At 74.5% G+C, this 20,156-nt stretch carries 13 protein-coding genes and 1 tRNA gene; 8 read left to right on the forward strand and 6 right to left on the reverse strand.

From position 1 onward, the window contains the following. Positions 1-268: 268 nt before the first annotated feature. The 4 genes from gltB to pyk all read left to right on the forward strand — a co-directional run bounded on the left by gltB (position 269) and on the right by pyk (position 8,495). The gene (gene gltB / locus D5H78_RS15380; RefSeq protein ID WP_342782481.1) at positions 269-4,741 is read left to right on the forward strand and encodes a glutamate synthase large subunit; all 4,473 of its coding nucleotides are present in this window, start codon (positions 269-271) and stop codon (positions 4,739-4,741) included. Continuing rightward, positions 4,734-6,197, forward strand: a complete 1,464-nt coding sequence (locus D5H78_RS15385; protein ID WP_119951393.1) for a glutamate synthase subunit beta — start codon at positions 4,734-4,736, stop codon at positions 6,195-6,197. The genes gltB and D5H78_RS15385 overlap by 8 nt, the downstream gene beginning before the upstream one ends. Positions 6,198-6,306: 109 nt before the next feature. Beyond that, complete coding sequence (locus tag D5H78_RS15390) at positions 6,307-6,861, forward strand: type 1 glutamine amidotransferase domain-containing protein (protein WP_218566676.1); 555 nt, start codon at positions 6,307-6,309, stop codon at positions 6,859-6,861. Between the two features lie 191 nt (positions 6,862-7,052). After that, entirely contained in the window at positions 7,053-8,495 is a 1,443-nt protein-coding gene (gene pyk, locus D5H78_RS15400) for a pyruvate kinase (protein ID WP_119951396.1), read from the forward strand. Positions 8,496-8,533: 38 nt separating this feature from the next. Here the strand turns inward: pyk and D5H78_RS15405 are convergent. Beyond that, positions 8,534-8,607, reverse strand: a tRNA-Leu gene (locus D5H78_RS15405). A gap of 167 nt (positions 8,608-8,774) precedes the next feature. On the opposite strand from D5H78_RS15405, the gene D5H78_RS15415 reads away from it, so the two are divergent. Together D5H78_RS15415 and D5H78_RS15420 are read left to right on the forward strand one after the other, a co-directional pair. Then, a complete protein-coding gene (locus D5H78_RS15415; RefSeq protein WP_119951398.1) occupies positions 8,775-9,479 on the forward strand; it encodes an ANTAR domain-containing response regulator in 705 nt (234 codons plus the stop codon). Between the two features lie 192 nt (positions 9,480-9,671). Then, complete coding sequence (locus tag D5H78_RS15420) at positions 9,672-10,967, forward strand: ABC transporter substrate-binding protein (protein WP_119951399.1); 1,296 nt, start codon at positions 9,672-9,674, stop codon at positions 10,965-10,967. 279 nt (positions 10,968-11,246) lie between these two features. Here the strand turns inward: D5H78_RS15420 and D5H78_RS15425 are convergent, their stop codons facing one another. From D5H78_RS15425 to D5H78_RS15445, 5 genes are all read right to left on the reverse strand, one after another. Beyond that, entirely contained in the window at positions 11,247-12,110 is an 864-nt protein-coding gene (locus D5H78_RS15425; RefSeq protein ID WP_218566677.1) for an ABC transporter ATP-binding protein, read from the reverse strand. Further along, on the reverse strand, positions 12,107-13,072 hold the full coding sequence (locus tag D5H78_RS15430; RefSeq protein WP_119951400.1) for an ABC transporter ATP-binding protein: 966 nt from the start codon (positions 13,070-13,072) through the stop codon (positions 12,107-12,109). Before D5H78_RS15430 ends, D5H78_RS15425 begins: the two co-directional genes overlap by 4 nt. Next, positions 13,062-14,054 (reverse strand): branched-chain amino acid ABC transporter permease, encoded by a 993-nt coding sequence (locus tag D5H78_RS15435; protein WP_119951401.1) that lies wholly within the window; start codon positions 14,052-14,054, stop codon positions 13,062-13,064. Before D5H78_RS15435 ends, D5H78_RS15430 begins: the two co-directional genes overlap by 11 nt. A 15-nt stretch (positions 14,055-14,069) precedes the next feature. After that, positions 14,070-15,437, reverse strand: a complete 1,368-nt coding sequence (locus D5H78_RS15440) for a branched-chain amino acid ABC transporter permease (protein ID WP_218566678.1) — start codon at positions 15,435-15,437, stop codon at positions 14,070-14,072. A gap of 215 nt (positions 15,438-15,652) precedes the next feature. Then, positions 15,653-16,444 carry a DUF554 domain-containing protein gene (locus tag D5H78_RS15445; protein WP_119951402.1) on the reverse strand — a complete coding sequence of 264 codons (792 nt, stop codon included), beginning with the start codon at positions 16,442-16,444 and terminating at the stop codon, positions 15,653-15,655. A 261-nt stretch (positions 16,445-16,705) separates the two neighbouring features. On the opposite strand from D5H78_RS15445, the gene D5H78_RS15450 reads away from it, so the two are divergent. Together D5H78_RS15450 and polA are read left to right on the forward strand one after the other, a co-directional pair. Continuing rightward, the gene (locus D5H78_RS15450) at positions 16,706-17,311 is read left to right on the forward strand and encodes a GNAT family N-acetyltransferase (RefSeq protein ID WP_165865765.1); all 606 of its coding nucleotides are present in this window, start codon (positions 16,706-16,708) and stop codon (positions 17,309-17,311) included. A gap of 48 nt (positions 17,312-17,359) precedes the next feature. Further along, entirely contained in the window at positions 17,360-20,140 is a 2,781-nt protein-coding gene (gene polA, locus D5H78_RS15455; RefSeq protein ID WP_119951404.1) for a DNA polymerase I, read from the forward strand. Positions 20,141-20,156: the final 16 nt, after the last annotated feature.

A 20,156-nucleotide genomic window follows, 5' to 3' on the forward strand; every position in this document is an offset into this window, starting at 1 on the left:
GTTCCCCGACGACACGGGACCGTAACCTGCCGGTCGTGTAGATTCCCCGCAAGCTCAGGCCCGGGCCGACGTCGTCCCCTTGCTGCGCACGCCCCCCTCGTGCGCGCGACCCCCCCTTGTGACGAGGAAGGACGACGCCGTGCCCGACACCCCGTCCCGCGACGCCGCCACCACCGCCGCCCGCAGCGCCCTGGCGAGCGCGACGCGCCGGCCCGGCCCGCAGGGCCTCTACGACCCCCGCGACGAGCACGACGCCTGCGGCGTCGCCATGGTCGCGACGCTCTCCGGCGAGCCCACCCACGACATCGTGGAGAAGGCGCTCACCGCGCTGCGCAACCTCGACCACCGCGGCGCCTCCGGCGCCGAGGTCGACTCCGGCGACGGCGCGGGCATCCTCACCCAGGTCCCCGACGCGTTCCTGCGTGCCGTGGCCGGCGTGGAGCTGCCGCCGGCGGGGGCGTACGCGGTGGGCACCGCCTTCCTGCCCGTCGACCCGGCCGCCGCGGCCGAGGCCGTGGCCGGCGTGGAGCGCATCGCCGCCGAGGAGGGCCTCGCCGTCCTCGGCTGGCGCGACGTGCCGACCGCGCCGGACCTGCTCGGCGCGACCGCGCGCTCGTGCATGCCGGCGTTCCGCCAGGTGTTCGTCGCCGCGGCCTCCGGCCGGGTCGTCGGCCTGGGCCTGGACCGCCTGGCCTACGCGCTGCGCAAGCGCGCCGAGCACGAGCTCGGGCTCTACTTCCCGTCGCTGTCCGCGCGGACGCTGGTCTACAAGGGCATGCTCACGACCGGGCAGCTCGAGCCGTTCTTCCCCGACCTGTCCGACCGGCGGTTCGCCTCCGAGCTCGCGCTCGTGCACTCGCGCTTCTCGACGAACACGTTCCCGTCGTGGCCGCTGTCGCACCCCTACCGCTTCATCGCCCACAACGGCGAGATCAACACGGTCAAGGGCAACCGCAACTGGATGGCCGCGCGCGAGAGCACGCTCGCCAGCGACCTCATCCCGGGCGACCTGCAGCGCCTGACCCCGATCTGCTCGCCCGACGCCAGCGACTCCGCCTCGTTCGACGAGGTGCTCGAGCTGCTGCACCTGGGCGGGCGCTCGCTGCCGCACGCGGTGCTCATGATGATCCCGGAGGCCTGGGAGAACCACGGGCAGATGGACCCGTCCCGCAAGGCCTTCTACGAGTTCCACTCCACGTTCATGGAGCCCTGGGACGGCCCGGCCTGCGTGACCTTCACCGACGGCACGCTCGTCGGCGCGGTCCTCGACCGCAACGGCCTGCGCCCCGCGCGCTACTGGGTGACCGACGACGGGCTCGTCGTCCTCGCCTCGGAGGCGGGCGTCCTCGACATCGCGCCCGAGCGGGTGGTCCGCAAGGGCCGGCTCCAGCCCGGGCGCATGTTCCTCGTCGACACCGAGCACGGGCGCATCGTCGACGACGAGGAGGTCAAGGCCGAGGTCGCCGGCGCGGCGCCGTACGGGGAGTGGCTGCACGCCGGCCTCGTCCACCTCGACGACCTGCCCGAGCGCGAGCACGTCGTGCACACGCACGCCTCGGTGACCCGCCGTCAGCGCACCTTCGGCTACACCCAGGAGGAGCTGCGCCTGCTCGTCGCGCCGATGGCGCGCTCGGGCGCCGAGCCGATCGGCTCGATGGGCACCGACACCCCCGTGGCCGTGCTCTCCGAGCGCCCGCGGCTGCTCTTCGACTACTTCAGCCAGCTCTTCGCGCAGGTCACCAACCCGCCGCTCGACGCGATCCGCGAGGAGCTCGTCACGGCGCTCGGCACGACCATCGGCCCCGAGCACAACCTGCTCACGGCCACCCCGGCGCACTGCCGCCAGATCGTGCTGCCGTTCCCCGTCATCGACAACGACGAGCTCGCCAAGATCGTCCACGTCAACCGCGACGGCGACCTGCCCGGCTTCGCCACGACCCGGGTCAAGGGCCTCTACCGCGTCTCCGAGGGCGGCGAGGGCCTGGCCGCGCGGCTGGAGGAGATCAACGCGGAGGTCTCGGCCGCGATCGCCGGCGGCGCGCGCTTCGTCGTGCTCTCCGACCGCGACTCCGACGGCGAGCTCGCGCCCATCCCCTCGCTGCTGCTCACCGCGTCGGTGCACCACCACCTCATCCGAGAGCGCACCCGCACCCAGGTCGGCCTGCTCGTGGAGGCCGGCGACGTGCGCGAGGTCCACCACGTCGCGCTGCTCATCGGCTACGGCGCGGCCGCGGTCAACCCCTACCTCGCCATGGAGAGCGTCGAGGACCTCATCGCGCAGGGCGTCGTCACCGGTGTCGAGCCGCGCGACGCCGTGGCGCGGCTCATCAAGGCGCTCGGCAAGGGCGTGCTCAAGGTGATGTCCAAGATGGGCATCTCGACGGTGGCGTCCTACCGCGGCGCGCAGGTCTTCGAGGCGCTCGGGCTGTCCCAGGAGCTGGTCGACCGCTACTTCGCGGGCACCACGTCCCGCCTCGGCGGCGTCGGCATCGACGTCATCGCCGAGGAGGTCGCGCAGCGGCACCGCCAGGCGTACCCGGCCCGCGGCTCGTCCGCGGAGCACCAGCGCCTCGAGGTGGGCGGGGAGTACCAGTGGCGCCGCGACGGCGAGCGCCACCTCTTCGACCCGGAGACGGTGTTCCGGCTCCAGCACGCCACCCGCTCGCGGCAGTACGAGATCTTCAAGGGCTACACCAAGCTCGTCGACGACCAGTCCGAGCGGCTCATGACCCTGCGCGGGCTCTTCGCCCTGCGCGAGGGCGTGCGCCCGCCGGTGCCCCTCGACGAGGTCGAGCCGGTCAGCGAGATCGTCAAGCGCTTCAACACCGGCGCGATGTCGTACGGCTCCATCTCCCAGGAGGCGCACGAGACCCTCGCCATCGCGATGAACCGCCTCGGCGGCAAGTCGAACACCGGCGAGGGCGGCGAGGACCCCGACCGCTTCACCCGCGACCCCGACGGCGACCTGCGCCGCTCGGCGGTCAAGCAGGTCGCCAGCGGCCGCTTCGGCGTGACGAGCGAGTACCTCGTCAACGCCGACGACATCCAGATCAAGATGGCGCAGGGCGCCAAGCCCGGCGAGGGCGGGCAGCTGCCCGGGCACAAGGTGTACCCGTGGATCGCCAAGACCCGGTACTCCACGCCCGGCGTCGGCCTCATCTCGCCGCCGCCGCACCACGACATCTACTCGATCGAGGACCTCGCCCAGCTCATCCACGACCTCAAGAACGCCAACACCGAGGCGCGGGTGCACGTCAAGCTCGTCGCCGAGGTGGGCGTGGGCACGGTCGCCGCGGGCGTGAGCAAGGCGCACGCCGACGTCGTCCTCATCTCGGGCCACGACGGCGGCACGGGCGCGTCCCCGCTGACCTCGCTCAAGCACGCGGGCGGGCCGTGGGAGCTCGGGCTCGCCGAGACGCAGCAGACGCTGCTGCTCAACGGCCTGCGCGACCGGATCGTCGTGCAGGCCGACGGGCAGCTCAAGACCGGGCGCGACGTGGTCATCGCCGCGCTGCTCGGCGCCGAGGAGTACGGCTTCGCCACCGCGCCCCTCGTGGTCAGCGGCTGCATCATGATGCGCGTCTGCCACCTCGACACCTGCCCGGTGGGCGTCGCGACGCAGAACCCCGAGCTGCGCAAGCGGTTCACCGGCAAGCCCGAGTTCGTCGTGAACTTCTTCGAGTTCGTGGCCCAGGAGGTGCGCGAGCACCTCGCCGCGCTCGGGTTCCGCTCGCTGGACGAGGCGGTCGGGCGCGCCGACATGCTCGACACCCGGCGGGCGGTCGAGCACTGGAAGGCCGCTGGCCTGGACCTCGCGCCGGTGCTGCACGTGCCGGACCTGCCCGAGGGGGCGAGCCGCCGGCGCACGGTCCCGCAGGACCACGGCCTGCAGAAGGCGCTGGACCACCAGCTGCTCAGCCTCGCCGCGGACGCCGTCGAGCACGGCACGCCGGTGCAGCTGCGCCTGCCGGTGCGCAACGTCAACCGCACCGTCGGCACGATGCTCGGCGCCGAGGTCACCCGGCGCCACGGCGGGCGGGGCCTGCCCGACGGCACGATCGACGTGACCCTCACCGGCTCGGCCGGGCAGTCCTTCGGCGCCTTCGTGCCGCGCGGCATCACGCTGCGGCTCGTCGGCGACGCGAACGACTACGTCGGCAAGGGCCTGTCCGGCGGGCGGGTCGTGGTCCGCCCGGACGAGGCGGCGCCGTTCGAGGCCGAGCGCAACGTCGTCGCCGGCAACGTCTGCCTCTACGGCGCGACGAGCGGCGAGGCGTACGTCCGCGGCCTCGTGGGGGAGCGCTTCGCCGTGCGCAACTCCGGGGCCAGCGCCGTCGTCGAGGGCGTGGGCGACCACGGGTGCGAGTACATGACCGGCGGCACCGTCGTGGTCCTCGGCCCGACCGGCCGCAACTTCGCCGCGGGCATGAGCGGCGGCACCGCGTACCTGCTCGACCTGCGCCCCGAGCGGGTGAACGCGGCGATGGTGCAGCTCGAGGAGCTCGACGAGGAGGACCGCACCCTCGTGCGCGGCCTCGTCGAGCGGCACGCGCAGGAGACCGGCTCGCCGGTCGCCGCCGGGCTGCTCGAGGACTGGGCGGCCGCGGCCGCCCGGTTCACCAAGGTCATGCCGACCGACTACAAGCGGGTGCTGTCCGCGCGGGCCGCCGCGCTCGAGGAGGGCCTGGCCCCCGACAGCCCCGAGACGCTGCAGCGGATCATGGAGGCCACGCATGGCTGACCCGAAGGGCTTCCTCACCACCCCGCGCGAACTGCCCGCACGCCGCCCGGTCGACGTGCGGATCCGCGACTGGCGCGAGGTGTACGAGGAGGCGGGCGCCGACCGCGACGCCTTCATGGGCCGCCAGGCCGGGCGCTGCATGGACTGCGGCATCCCGTTCTGCCACAACGGCTGCCCGCTCGGGAACCTCATCCCCGAGTGGAACGACCTGGTGCACCGGCAGGACTGGCGCGAGGCGGCCGAGCGGCTGCACGCGACCAACAACTTCCCGGAGTTCACCGGCCGGCTGTGCCCCGCGCCCTGCGAGGCCGCCTGCGTGCTCGGCATCGGCAGCGACCCGGTGACCATCAAGCAGGTCGAGGTCGAGATCGCCGACCGCGCCTTCGCCGAGGGCTGGGTCGAGCCGCACCCGCCGGAGCGGCTGTCCGGGCAGACCGTCGCCGTCGTCGGCTCCGGCCCCGCGGGGCTGGCCGCGGCGCAGCAGCTCACCCGCGCCGGGCACACCGTCGTGGTGTACGAGCGCGCCGACCAGGTCGGCGGGCTCCTGCGCTACGGCATCCCCGAGTTCAAGATGGAGAAGCGGCACCTGGACCGGCGCCTGGAGCAGATGCGCGCCGAGGGCACCCGCTTCCGCCCGGGCACCGCGGTGGGGCAGGACATCACCGGCCCGCAGCTGCGCGAGCGCTTCGACGCGGTCGTGCTCGCCGTCGGCGCGACCCAGGCGCGCGACCTGCCCGTCGAGGGTCGCGAGCTCGAGGGCGTGCACCAGGCGATGGTTTACCTGCCGCACGGCAACCGCCGGGCGCTCGACCCGGCGTACGAGGGGCCGGTCGACGCGCAGGGCAAGCACGTCGTCATCATCGGCGGCGGCGACACCGGGGCCGACTGCCTCGGCACCGCCCACCGCCAGGGCGCGGCGAGCGTGACGCAGCTGGAGATCATGCCCGCCCCGCCGCAGCAGCGCTCGGCGGCGCACCCCTGGCCGACGTACCCGATGCTGCTGCGCACCTCCTCGGCCCACGAGGAGGGCGGCCAGCGGGTGTACGCCGCGAGCACGCGGCGGTTCCTCGGCGACGGGCAGGGCCGGGTGCGCGCGCTCGAGCTGGTGGACGTCGAGCTCGTGGACGGCCGTCCGACCCCCGTGGAGGGGACCGAGCGCGAGCTGCGCGCGGACCTCGTGCTCCTGGCCATGGGCTTCACCGGCCCGGAGCCGGGCGGGCTCATCGAGCAGCTGGGGCTGGAGACCGACGCGCGCGGCAACGTCGCGCGCGACGGGTCCTACGCGACGAACGTGCCGGGCGTCTTCGTCGCCGGCGACGCCGGGCGCGGCCAGTCGCTCATCGTCTGGGCCATCGCCGAGGGGCGCTCCTGCGCCGCCGCGGTCGACGCGCACCTCTCGGGCTCGACGACGCTGCCGGCGCCGATCCCGCCCACGGCGCGCCCGCTCGTCGTCTGAGCCCGCGCGCGGACGGCGGGGCACGACCCGTCCCGTTTGCCCGCTCACGGCTCCGGGGACGCTGCGCAGGTACGCAGCAGACCCGAGCCGTGAGCGAGGAGCACCACCAGTGGCAACCCTGCAGGGCAAGACCGTCGCGTTCCTGGTCGCCGCCGAGGGCATCGAGCAGGTCGAGCTGACCGAGCCGTGGGCGGCCGTGGAGAAGGCCGGCGGCACGCCGCGCCTCGTCGCCCCCGAGGCCGGCGAGGTCCAGGCGTTCGACCACCTGGACAAGGCCGACACCTTCCCGGTCGACGTCGCCGTCGCCGACGCGCGCGTGGAGGACTTCGACGCGCTCGTCCTGCCCGGCGGCGTGGCCAACCCGGACGCGCTGCGCACCGACGCCGCGGCCGTGGCGTTCGCGAAGGGCTTCTTCGACGCGGGCAAGCCGGTCGCGGCGATCTGCCACGCGCCGTGGACGCTCGTGGAGGCGGACGTGCTGCGCGGGCGCCGGCTCACGTCCTGGCCGAGCCTGCGCACCGACATCACCAACGCCGGTGGCACGTGGGTCGACGAGCAGGTCGTGGTCGACGAGAGCGGCGCGTCCACGCTCATCACGTCGCGGAACCCGGGCGACCTCGACGCCTTCGGCCAGGCGCTCGTCGAGCGCGTCGGCGCCGCCTGAGGCGCGCAGCGCGCGCCGGGGACCGGGCGCGCTCCCACGCGGAGCGCCCGGCCCGGCCGCCAGGAGGGCCCGGGCCGCCACGGGGGACGGCCCGGGCCCTCCTGCGCGCGGCTCCGGCGGCGCCCGAGGACCGGAGCGCGCGGGGGAGGGCCGGGGCGGGCGGTGCAGGGCGAGCCACTAGGCTCGGGCCCATGCGTCGCGCCAAGATCGTGTGCACCCTGGGCCCCGCCACCGACTCGTACGAGCAGATCCTCCGGCTCGTCGAGGCCGGCATGGACGTCGCCCGCCTGAACCTGAGCCACGGCTCGTACGCGGAGCACGAGGCCCGCTACGAGCGCGTCCGGCGCGCCTCCCGCGAGACGGGCCGCGCGGTCGGCGTCCTCGTCGACCTGCAGGGCCCGAAGATCCGCCTCGGCCGCTTCGCCGAGGGCCCGGTGCTGCTGGAGAACGGCGCGGAGTTCACCATCACCACCGAGGACGTGCCGGGCGACCAGCACCTCGTCGGCACGACGTACGCCGGGCTCGTCGGCGACGTGCAGCCCGGCGACCGCATCCTCATCGACGACGGCAAGGTCGCCCTCGAGGCGGTCAGCGTCGAGGGCACCCGCGTGGTGACCACCGTCGTCGAGGGCGGCATGGTCAGCGACCACAAGGGCCTGAACCTGCCGGGCGTCGCGGTGAGCGTGCCCGCGCTGTCCGAGAAGGACATCGAGGACCTGCGCTGGGGCCTGCGCCTGCGCGCCGACATGATCGCGCTGTCCTTCGTGCGCAACGCCAAGGACGCCGAGGACGTGCACGCGATCATGGAGGAGGAGGGCGTCCGGCTGCCCGTCCTGGCCAAGGTCGAGAAGCCGCAGGCCGTGCAGAACCTCGGCGAGATCGTCGACGCGTTCGACGGCATCATGGTCGCGCGCGGCGACCTCGGCGTGGAGCTGCCGCTGGAGGACGTGCCGCTGGTGCAGAAGCGGGCGGTCGAGCTGGCCCGGCGCTACGCCAAGCCGGTCATCGTGGCCACGCAGATGCTCGAGTCGATGATCAGCGCCTCGCGCCCGACGCGCGCGGAGGCCTCCGACGTCGCCAACGCGGTGCTCGACGGCGCCGACGCGGTCATGCTCTCGGGCGAGACCAGCGTCGGTCAGTACGCCATCGAGACGGTGCGCACCATGGCCCGCATCGTCTCCGCGACCGAGGACCACGGCCTCGAGCGCATCCCGCAGCTCAAGACCCGCCCCCACACCAAGGGCGGCGCCATCACCTGGGCCGCCCGCGAGGTCGGGGAGCTGCTGGGGGCGAAGTACCTCGTCACCTTCACCACGAGCGGCGACTCCGGGCGGCGCATGGCCCGGCTGCGCACGTCGATCCCGCTGCTGGCGTTCACCCCGCGCGAGGAGACCCGCTCCCAGCTCGCGCTCTCCTGGGGCATGGAGTCGTTCCTCGTGCCGATGGTCGAGCACACCGACGACATGGTCCGCCAGGTCGACAAGGCGCTGCTCGACCTCGGCCGCTGCTCGGTCGGCGACCTCGTCGTCATCGTCGCCGGGAGCCCGCCCGGCATCCCCGGCTCGACCAACGCCCTGCGGGTGCACCGCATGGGCGACGCCGTCGCGGCCGTGGCCCCGGCCTACGACGCCTGAGGCGGCGGGCGCCGGCGCGCTCCGCGCCGGCGCCGCGGTGCCCCGGGTGGGATTCGAACCCACACTGGATGGTGTTTGAGACCACTGGCTCTGCCGGTTGGCCTACCGGGGCGCGCAGGAGAGCCTAGACGCAGCGCTCCGGGGGCCCCTCGGGCCCCGCACGACCAGCAGGACCCGCAGGACCACGCACGACCCGCACGACGCCACCACCGGGCCGAGCGCGGAGCACGACAGGACGTACGACGCCCCCGCGGCGCCCGGACCCCACGAGGAGCAGCCGTGACCACGCAGCCCCCCGGCGAGCAGCCCGCGCAGCAGGACGCGCGCCCGGCCGCCCCGAAGCCGACCGCCCCGCGCCCCGCGCCCGCGCCCGCCGCGGCCGGCGCCCCGGCCACGGCGTCCCGGCGCGTCCTCGTCGCCGAGGACGAGGCGCTCATCCGCCTCGACCTCGTCGAGATGCTCGGCGAGGAGGGGTACGAGGTCGTCGGCCAGGCCGGCGACGGCGAGGCGGCCGTGGAGCTGGCCCGCGAGCTGCGTCCGGACCTCGTCGTGCTGGACGTGAAGATGCCCAAGATGGACGGCATCTCCGCCGCGGAGACCATCGCCGGCGAGCGCATCGCCCCGGTCCTCATGCTCACGGCGTTCAGCCAGCGCGACCTCGTCGAGCGGGCGCGCGACGCCGGCGCGATGGCGTACCTCGTGAAGCCGTTCACGCGCGCCGACCTCGTCCCGGCCATCGAGATGGCCGTCTCGCGCGCGGCCGAGCTGCGCGCGCTCGAGGCCGAGGTGGCCGACCTGGGGGAGCGCCTGGAGACCCGCAAGCTCGTGGACCGGGCCAAGGGGATCCTGCAGACGAAGTTCGGGATGAGCGAGCCCGAGGCGTTCCGCTGGATCCAGAAGACCTCCATGGACCGGCGCCTGTCGATGCGCGACGTGGCCCAGACGGTCGTCGCGACGGAGAAGGACGGCGCGGCCGGCGCCTGACGCTGCGCGCCCGCGCACGACGGATCCCGTCGTCGCGCACCGGGACAGGTAACGCTTTCGCTACGACGTCGGGCACGAACCGGTGAAGACCTCCTGCAGCGGCACCCCCCTCGGCTAGGTTCCCGGACATCACGCAGGAGCCGGGACGCGGCCGAACGGACGCGCACGCCGGCCCGATGGAGGAGACGCTTGATGATCCGTCCCAACGCCATGTGGCGCACGGTCGCCGTCCTCGGCGTCGCCGGTGTCGTGCTCGCCGGGTGCGGCGACGACAGCAGTGACGAGGGTGCGTCGGCGACCCCGACCACCGAGGAGACGGCCCAGGCCGGCGGCGGTGGTGAGACCTCCGCGGTGCAGCCGGGCGACGGCACCTTCACCGTCGGCACCCTGCTGCCCCAGACCGGCAGCCTCGCGTTCCTCGGCCCGCCGGAGTTCGCCGGCGTGCAGCTGGCGATCAACGACATCAACGCCGCCGGCGGCGTCCTCGGCAAGGAGGCCGTGAAGTTCGACTCCGACTCGGGTGACACGTCCACGGACATCGCCTCGCAGTCGGTGGGCCGCCTGCTCGGCAACGACGTCGACGTCATCGTCGGCGCGGCGTCCTCCGGCGTCTCGTTCACGGTCATCGACCAGATCACGCAGGCCGGCGTCGTGCACTTCTCCCCGGCGAACACCTCGCCGGACTTCACGACCTACGCGGACAAGGGCCTCTACTTCCGCACCGCCCCGTCCGACGTGCTCCAGGGCCGCGTGCTCGGCGACGTCATGCTCGGCGACGGCAACGCCGCCATCGGCATCCTCGCGCTGCAGGACCCGTACGGCACGGGCCTCGCGGACAACATCGAGCAGTCGGTCACCGACGGCGGCGGCGAGGTCGTCGCGAAGAAGGTCTACGACCCGAAGGCCGCGGACTTCTCCGCCGACGTCAGCTCGGTGCTCGCCGAGGACCCCGACGCCATCGCGCTGGTGTCCTTCGACGAGGCGAAGAAGATCGTCCCCGAGCTGCAGAGCCAGGGGTACGACATGTCGAAGGTCTACTTCGTCGACGGCAACCTCGCCGACTACTCGGCGGACTTCCAGCCCGGCACGCTCGAGGGCGCCAAGGGCACCCTGCCGGGCGCGCAGGCGCCGGACGACTTCCGGGCGAGCCTGCTCGAGGTCGACCCGCAGCTGAAGGACTACTCCTACGCCGCGGAGTCGTACGACGCGACGGTCCTCAGCGCCCTGGCCGCGATCGCCGCGGAGAACGACAGCGGCACCGCGATCGCGAGCGAGCTCGTCAACGTCTCGCGCGAGGGCGAGAAGTGCGAGACCTTCGCGGACTGCAAGGAGCTCCTCGAGGCCGGCACCGACATCGACTACGACGGCATCTCCGGCCCGATCGAGTTCTCCGACGCCGGCGACCCGACGCAGGCCACGATCGGCGTCTACCAGTACGGCCCGGACAACAAGTACACCTTCCTGGAGGCCCAGGAGGGCACCCTCTGACCTGAGCGTCGGAGCGTCCCCGGCTCGTCCCGCAGGCCCCGTCCCCTCCCGTGGGGGCGGGGCCTGCGGCGTGCGTGCGCGGGTCCGGCGGTGGTGGGGCAGCCCGCCCCGGCCGCAGCCGGTCAGCTGTCCGTGCGCGGTCCGTATGCGGTCCGTGCGCGGTCCGTCCCGCGCTCCGCACGGCGTCCCCGGGGGCCCGCAGGGCGCCCGGGACGCCGCGAGGGCCCGCACCCCCTGCCGGGGTGCGGGCCCTCGTCGACGGAGCCGCTGCGGCGGGCCTCAGGCCTTGGCGAGCGTGCCCAGGTAGAGCTCGATGACCTTCGGGTCGTTCATGAGGTCGCGCCCGCTCGCCGTGTACGCGTTGCGCCCCTGGTCCAGCACGTAGCCGCGGTCGCAGATCTGCAGGCAGCGCCGGGCGTTCTGCTCGACCATGATGACCGAGACGCCGGCCCGGTTGATCTGCCGGGTGCGGATGAAGACCTCGTCCTGCATGGCGGGGGACAGGCCCGCCGAGGGCTCGTCCAGCAGCAGCACCGACGGCTCCATCATGAGCGCGCGGCCCATGGCCACCATCTGCCGCTCGCCGCCGGACAGCGAGCCGGCCCGCTGCTTGCGCCGGTCGCCCAGGGCGGGGAACAGGCCGGTGACGAAGTCGAAGCGCTCGGCGAACCGCTTGGGGGCCTGGTACAGCCCCATCTGCAGGTTCTCCTCGATGGTGAGCGAGGGGAAGACGTTGTTCGTCTGCGGCACGAAGCCGACGCCCTTGCCGACGAGCTTGTTGGCCCGGAGCCCGGTGATGTCGTCCCCGCGCAGCGTGACGCTCCCGTCGCGGATCTTCACGAGCCCGAAGAGCGCCTTGAGCAGCGTCGACTTGCCGGCGCCGTTGGGGCCGATGATGCCGACGAGCTCGCCCTCCCGGCAGTACAGGTCGCAGCCGTTGAGGATGTTCACCCCGGGCAGGTAGCCCGCCACGAGGGCGTCGGCGCGCAGCAGCGCGCCCTCCGAGGCGCGCAGGTGCTCGGTGCGGTCGCCGACCTCGGAGCTGCCGGTGCCGCCGGTGGCTCCGGTGCTGCCGGTGCTGCCGGTCGTGCTCGCGCCGCCCGGTGCGGGGTCCGCACCGGGCGCGCCCATGCTGTGGCTCACTTGCCCTCCTCGGCCTGGATCTCCCGCTCGACCTGCGCCTCGGCGTCGGCGAGCTGGCGGTCCTCCTCCTCGATGCTCAGCGGGGCGTCGTGGTGCCCGCCGAGGTAGGCGTCGATGACGGCGGGGTCGGCCATGACCGAGTCCGGCGGGCCCTCCGCGACGACCCGGCCCTGGGCCATGACGATCACCCAGTCGGAGATGTCGCGGACCATGTCCATGTCGTGCTCGACGAAGAGGACGGTCATCCCCTGCTCGCGCAGGTCCTTGACGTGCCCGAGCAGCGACTGGGTGAGCGCCGGGTTCACGCCGGCCATCGGCTCGTCGAGCATGACCATCTGCGGGCCGACCATGAGCGCGCGCGCCATCTCGAGGAGCTTGCGCTGGCCGCCGGACAGGCTGCCGGCGAAGTCCTCGCGCTTGGCGTCGAGCTTGAAGCGCCGGAGCAGGTCGTCGGCGCGCTCGGTGATCGCCCGCTCCTGGTCGCCCCACAGCGGGCGCAGCATGGCCCGCAGCAGGCTCTCGCCGCGCTGGCCGGTGGCCCCGAGCCGCATGTTCTCGATCACCGTCAGGCGCGAGAGCGCCTTCGTGAGCTGGAAGGTGCGGACCATGCCGCGGCGGGCGACCTTGTACGCCGGCACCCCGGCGAGCGACTGCCCGTCGAACTCCCAGCGGCCCTCGTCGGGCTTGTCGAACCCGGTGAGCAGGTTGAAGAACGTCGTCTTGCCGGCGCCGTTGGGCCCGATGAGCGCGGTGATCGCACCGCGCTGGACCTCGATGTGCTCGACGTCGACCGCCGTGAGGCCGCCGAAGCGCCGCTGGACGCCGTCGACCACGAGGATCGGGTCGGGCTTGGGCGCGCCGGGGCGGTGCGGCACGTCGCGCAGGGCCGCCACGGCGGCCGCCTTGCGGGGGCCGGTCCCGGCGGTCGTGGCGGTCGCCCCGCCGGTGCTGTCAGCGGCCATCGAGGGCCAGCTCCCTCCGGTCGCCGAAGATCCCTTGCGGGCGGAAGATCATGAGCAGCATGAGCGCGAGCCCCACCAGCATGAAGCGGACCTGCCCGATCTGCGACGTGGACAGCAGGGACTGGGAGATGTAGCCCGCGTCGATCGCCTGGTTGAGGATGTTGTCGGTCAGGGAGAGCACGACCCAGAAGATGACGGCGCCGACCACCGGGCCGAGCACGCGGGCCGCGCCGCCGAGCAGGAGCACGGTGTACGCGAAGAACGTCAGCTCGGTGCCGTAGATGTCCGGCTGCACCGCCGCGCGACCCAGGGCGAAGACGAAGCCGCCCAGCGAGCCGAGCACGCCGCCGATGACGAGGGCCTGCATCTTGTAGGCGTACACGTTCTTGCCGAGGGAGCGCACGGCGTCCTCGTCCTCGCGGATGCTCTTGATGACACGGCCCCACGGGCTGCGCATGAGCAGGTAGACGACGAGGCAGGCGAGGACGACGAGGGCCCAGCCGACGAGCAGGATCCACAGCGTGCGCCCGCTGTAGCGGAACGGGCCGAAGCCGTACTCGCCGCCGGTGAAGGGGCTCAGGTCGTAGAAGCCCTCGGAGAAGCCGGTGAGGCCGTTCGAGCCGCCGGTCTCGTCGGCCAGGCTCGTCGAGCGCACGACGAGCCGGAAGATCTCCGCCGAGGCGATGGTGACGATGGCGAGGTAGTCCGCCCGCAGCCGCAGGGTCGGGATGCCCAGCAGCAGCGCGAGCACGACGGCGCCGAGCAGGCCGAAGACGATGCCGAGCCAGAAGCTGAGCCCGGCGGTGGCGACGGTGATGGAGATGCCGTACGCGGCGACGGCGAGGAACGCCGCCTGGCCGAAGTTGAGCAGGCCGGTGTAGCCGAAGTGCACGTTGAGCCCGATCGCGGCCAGCGCGTAGACGATCGTCTCCAGCCCGACCGCCGAGCGCAGCGCGTTCTCGAGGATGGCGCCCCAGTCCATGTGCCCTGCTCCCTGTCAGCCGACCCGCTCGCGCCGGCCCAGGATCCCCTGGGGCCGCACGAGCAGGATCACGATGAGGACGGCCAGGGCCGCCACGTTCTTGAGCTCCGCCGGGATCACCAGCGTGGAGACCTGGACGAAGATCCCGACGACGAGGCTGCCGACGAGGGCGCCGAAGGCGGTGCCCAGGCCGCCGAGCGTGACCGCGGCGAAGATGAGCAGCAGGATCTGGAAGCCCATCTGCCAGTTCACCTGCTGGGCGATGCCGAGCAGCACGCCGGCGAGGCCGGCGAGCGCGGCGCCCACGATCCAGACGGTGCGGATGACTCCCTCGACGTCGATGCCCGACGCGGACGCCAGCGCCGGGTTGTCGGCGACCGCGCGGGTGGCCTTGCCGATGCGGGTGCGCAGCAGCGCGAAGCCCACGGCGACGAGCACGACGACCGCGATGAGCATGCTCAGGTAGTCCAGCGGGCTCAGCGTGATCGGGCCGAGGTCCACCGCCTCCTGGCCCTGCGCGTCGGGGTACGAGCGCGTGGTGCCGCCGAAGAGGTAGAGGTAGAGGTAGCGGACGAAGAGCGACAGGCCGATCGAGACGATCATCATCGCGATGAGGCCGGTGCCCCGCGAGCGCAGCGGCGCCCAGAGGCCGCGGTCCACGACGCCGCCGAGGAGCCCGCAGACCACGATCGTGAGCAGGGTCGCGAGCCACAGCGGCACCCCGAGGGTGCCGTGGAAGAGGAAGGCGACGAGCGCCCCGAGCGTCACCAGCTCGCCGTGCGCGAAGTTCGTCAGCCCCGTGGTGCCGAAGATGAGGGAGAGCCCGACCGCGGCGAGCGCGATGAGCAGGCCGAAGCGCAGGCCCTCCGCGGCGAGCTGCAGCGCGCGGTCGGCGTCGCTGGCGACCTGGCGGCTGCCCTCGCCCAGCGCGAAGAGGACCGTCTTGTTCTGCCCGCCGTTGACCTGCGTGGTGATCGGGTTGCGATCGGGGTTGCGCAGCGACACGCCCTCGGCGAGCGACTCCTCGTCGAGGGTCACCGTGTACGACCCCGGGCCCGGCACGTCGACGACCCAGGCTCCCTCGGCGTCGGTCGTGGCCTCGCCGCTGAAGCCGCCGCCCTCGACGGTGACGACGACGCCCTCCTGCGGGGCGTCCTCGAACTCCAGCCGGCCCTGCACCGTCTCGCCCTCGGGCTCGGCCGGCGCGCCGGTGCCCGGCGCCGCGGGGTCGCCCGCGCCGGGGGTGGCGCCGGGGGCGACCTCGGCGGTCGCGGCCGGCGTCGGCGCGGGGGTGGACAGGGCGGCTGCGGTGCCGGCCGTGGCCGCGCCCAGCCCCAGCAGCGCGAGGAGCGCCAGGAGCACGGCGGCCAGCGGCGGGCTCACGCCCGGGACGGACGGGCGTGGCTCTCTCCTGCGCACTCGGGGGTGTCCCTCCGGTCGACCTGGGTGTGCGGCGCCGCCGGCGGGTGACCGGCAGGGCGCGGCGGCCCGTCCGGGGGGCCGGACGGGCTTGCGGACTATAACCACAGGTGACCCGCGGCACAGCCGTGTCGCGGCCGTTCGTAACACGACGGTTGCCTGCGCCCCCGGCGGTCCCGTCACCGCAGGGCGGCGACCACCGCGGTGAGCAACGGCGCGACCACGAGGGCGGGCAGGAGGTCCCCCACCGGCACGGGGCGCACCCGGAGCAGGCGCAGCGCGACGCCGACGAGCAGCAGGCCGCCGACCGCGGTCAGGGCCGCGACCGAGGACTCGGGGACGACGCCGCCGACGAGCGCGCCCACGGCGGTGAGCCCGCCCTGCACGACGAGCACGACGAGGGCGGAGGCGGCCACGCCCCACCCGAGGCTGGCCGCGAAGGCCACGGACGCGAAGCCGTCGAGGGTGGCCTTGAGGGCGAGCTGGTCGATCCCGCGCCCCAGCCCGTCGGACAGCGACCCGAGGACCGTCAGCGGGCCCACGCAGAAGACGAGCGAGGCGGTGACGAAGCCCTCGACGAAGCGGGCCCGCGCAGCCTCGCCCGCGGCCCCCTCGCCCGCGGCCCCCTCGCCGGCCCCTGCGCCGGCCCCGCCCCCGGCGAGCCGGCGCTGCACGAGGGCGCCGAGCCCGTCGAGGCGGTCCTCGACGCGCAGCAGCGAGCCGGCGACGCCGCCGACCACGAGCGAGCCGAGGACGACGAGCACCGGGGCGCTGGCGCCGACGGCCGCGCGCAGCGCCGGGTCGAGCACGGCCACGGCGCTGAGCGCCGCGACGAGGAGGGTCACGAGCCCCAGCGCGTCGGTCACGACCGAGCGGGTGCGCTCGGGGAGCCGGTGGCCCAGGGCCACCCCCAGCGCCGAGCCGGCGAGCACCGTCGCCACGTTGAGGGCCGTCCCCGTGCCGACCGGCACCGGCCACCTCCTCCTGCCGCCCGTGGCAGCGCTGCGTCGTCGCGCGGCGACCCACCGGGAACGCTCCCGGCCGGACGGGGCCCGCGCGGCGCCCGGCCTTCCCCCGCGGGGCCCGTGGTCGTAGTCTTCGGCCCCTGGACGTCGGGGGGCACGTCGGGGGACATGATGCCGGACCCGCGCCCGCTGCCCGGCCGCACCCGTGCTGCCGGGCGGTGCGCCGCCGTGCTGCGGCGTGCGCAGAACCGACCGCGAGGAGGACCGGTGCCCCGACCGCCCGTCACCGTGCGCGAGGCCGTCCCCGACGACCTGCCCGACCTCGTCGCGCTGTGGCACGAGGTGCGCGCGGCCGCCGGCAGCGCCCGGGCGGGCCTGCCGCTGCCCTCGGACGAGGCGGTGCTCGCCCTGCTGGCCCGCGCCCGCGCCGACGAGGCGGTGCACGTCGACGTGGCGGTGCTCGGCGGCGCGGTCGCCGGCGTGCTCGTGACCGGACGGGCGCCCGCCTCGCTGGGCGCCGAGCTGCTGGGGCGCCCGCCGGTGCTCGAGGTGGCCTGCCTGCACGTGCGCGAGGCGTGCCGGCGCCAGGGGGCGGGGCGCGCGCTGCTCGCCCGCGCCGCCGAGCTCGCCGAGCGCTGCGGGACGGGCGGGCTCGTGGCCGACGTCCCCGCGCAGCACCGCGACGCGCAGCGCTTCTACGCGCGGCTGGGCTTCGCGCCCGGCCTGGTGCGCCGGGCGGCCGCCCTGCCCGCGCTGCGCCGTGCGCTGGCGCCGGCCGAGCGCTCGGCCGCGGTCGGGGACCTGCTCGCCCGCCGCCGCGGCGGCCGGGCCCGCCGCGCAGCCCGCCCCGCCGGCCCCGCCGGCCTGGACTGAGCACAGCGCGGCCCTCGACCGTCGGTGGCGGCGCCTACGATCCCTGTCGTGACGCCCCCCGCCGCCAGCGCCCCCAGCACGTCCCGACCCCGCTCCCGCGCGCGCAGCGGCGCGTCCGCGCGGGCGGCGGCCGCCCCGGCTCCGCGGCCGGACGACGGGCGCTCGCGCCTGCTGCTGCTCGACGGGCACTCGCTGGCCTACCGCGCCTTCTACGCGCTGCCGGTGGAGAACTTCTCGACGACGACGGGCCAGCCGACCAACGCGGTCTACGGGTTCACCTCCATGCTCATCAACGTGCTGCGCGACGAGGCGCCGACGCACGTGGCGGTGGCCTTCGACGTCTCGCGCACCACGTTCCGCAACGAGGCCTTCGCGGACTACAAGGCCAACCGCACGGCGAGCCCCGACGCGTTCCGCGGGCAGGTGGCGCTCGTCAAGGAGGTCCTGGAGGCGCTGCGCATCCCCGTCGTCGAGGCGGAGGGCTACGAGGCCGACGACGTCATCGCCACGCTCACGACCCGGGCCGAGGCCGAGGGCTACGACGTCCTCGTCTGCACCGGCGACCGCGACGCCTTCCAGCTCGTCTCCGAGCGCACCACCGTGCTCTACCCGGTGCGCGGGGTGTCCGAGCTGTCCCGCATGACGCCCGCGGCGGTGCAGGACAAGTACGGCCTCAGCCCGACGCAGTACCCCGACTTCGCGGCGCTGCGCGGCGACCCCAGCGACAACCTGCCCAAGATCCCCGGCGTGGGGGAGAAGACCGCGGCCAAGTGGGTCGTGGAGTTCGGCTCCCTCGAGGCGCTCGTCGACCGGGTCGACGAGGTCAAGGGCAAGGCGGGCGAGGCGCTGCGCGCCCACCTCGCGCAGGCGGTCACCAACCGCCGGCTCACCGAGCTCGTGCGCGAGGTGCCCATCGACGAGCAGCCCGGCGACCTCGCGGTGCGCCAGTGGGACCGCGAGGCGGTGCACGAGGTCTTCGACGCGCTCGAGTTCCGGGTCCTGCGCGACCGGCTCTACGAGACCCTCACCGCGGCCGAGCCGGAGGCCGACGAGGGCTTCGAGGTCACCGGCGGCGCGCTCGCGCCCGGCGAGGTCGCGGCGTGGCTCGCGCAGCACGCGCCGGCGGGGGCGCGCACCGGCGTGCACGTCGTGGGCCACTGGGCGCGGGGCACGGGCGACGTCCACGGGCTCGCGCTGGCCTCGGCGGACGGGCACGGGGCGTACCTCGACCCCGCCGCGCTCACCCCCGAGGACGACGCCGCGCTCGCGGCCTGGCTCGACGACCCCTCGCGGCCCAAGTGCCTGCACGACGCGAAGGGCCCGCTGCACGCGCTCGCCGCGCGCGGCTGGCCGGTGCGGGGCGTCACGAGCGACACCGCGCTGTCCGCCTACCTCGTGCGGCCGGACCAGCGCTCGTACGACCTGGCGGACCTCACGCTGCGCCAGCTGCGCCGGGAGCTGCGCAGCGAGGCCGACGGCGGTGGGCAGCTCTCCCTCGACGGCGGCGACGAGGACGACCAGGTCGAGGCCGCCGTGGTGCGGGCGCGCGCCGTGATCGACCTCGCCGAGGCGCTGGACGCCGAGCTCGAGCGCACCGGCGGGAGCCGGCTCCTCGCGGAGGTCGAGCTGCCGCTCGTCGACGTCCTGGCGCGGATGGAGCGCACGGGCATCGCGGTCGACGACGCGCACCTGCGCTCCCTCGAGGACCACTTCGCCGACCAGGTCAAGGCGGCCGCCGACGCGGCGTACGAGGTCATCGGCAAGGAGATCAACCTCGGCTCGCCCAAGCAGCTGCAGGTGGTGCTCTTCGACGAGCTCGGCATGCCCAAGACCAAGCGCACCAAGACGGGCTACACGACCGACGCCGACGCGCTGCAGGCGCTCCACGCGCAGACCGGGCACCCGTTCCTCGCGCACCTGCTGCGGCACCGCGACGCCTCGCGCCTGAAGCAGACGGTCACCGGCCTGCTCGAGACCGTGGCCGACGACGGGCGCATCCACACGACCTTCAACCAGACGATCGCCGCCACCGGCCGGCTCTCCTCCACCGACCCCAACCTGCAGAACATCCCGATCCGCACCGAGGAGGGCCGGCGCATCCGCGAGGGGTTCGTCGTGGGCCCCGGCGGCGGGGTGGCGCTCATGACGGCCGACTACAGCCAGATCGAGATGCGGATCATGGCGCACCTGTCGGAGGACGCGGGGCTCATCGAGGCGTTCCAGTCGGGGGAGGACCTGCACGCCTTCGTCGCGTCGCGGGTCTTCGGGGTCCCGCCGGCCGACGTCGACCCGGAGCAGCGCGCCAAGATCAAGGCGATGTCGTACGGCCTGGCGTACGGGCTGAGCGCGTACGGCCTCTCCGGCCAGCTCGGCATCGGGCGCGACGAGGCCTCGGCGCTCATGGCGGAGTACTTCGAGCGCTTCGGCGGCGTCCGCGACTACCTCCGGGCGGTCGTCGACCGGGCCCGCACGTCGGGCTACACCGAGACCATCCTCGGGCGCCGGCGCTACCTGCCCGACCTCACGAGCGACAACCGCCAGCGGCGCGAGATGGCCGAGCGGATGGCGCTCAACGCCCCGATCCAGGGCTCGGCCGCCGACATCATCAAGGTCGCCATGCTGCGGGTCGACCGCGCGCTGCACGAGGGCGGCCTCCGCTCGCGCCTCCTCCTGCAGGTCCACGACGAGCTCGTGCTCGAGGTGGCCGACGGCGAGCAGGCCGGCGTCGAGGAGCTCGTGCGCCGCGAGATGGGCGCCGCCGCCGAGCTGTCGGTGCCCCTCGACGTCTCGGTCGGCTGGGGGCGCACCTGGCACGAGGCCGGGCACTAGCCCGGCGGCGGGCGGG

Source organism: Vallicoccus soli, assembly GCF_003594885.1.
GTDB lineage: Bacteria > Actinomycetota > Actinomycetes > Motilibacterales > Motilibacteraceae > Vallicoccus > Vallicoccus soli.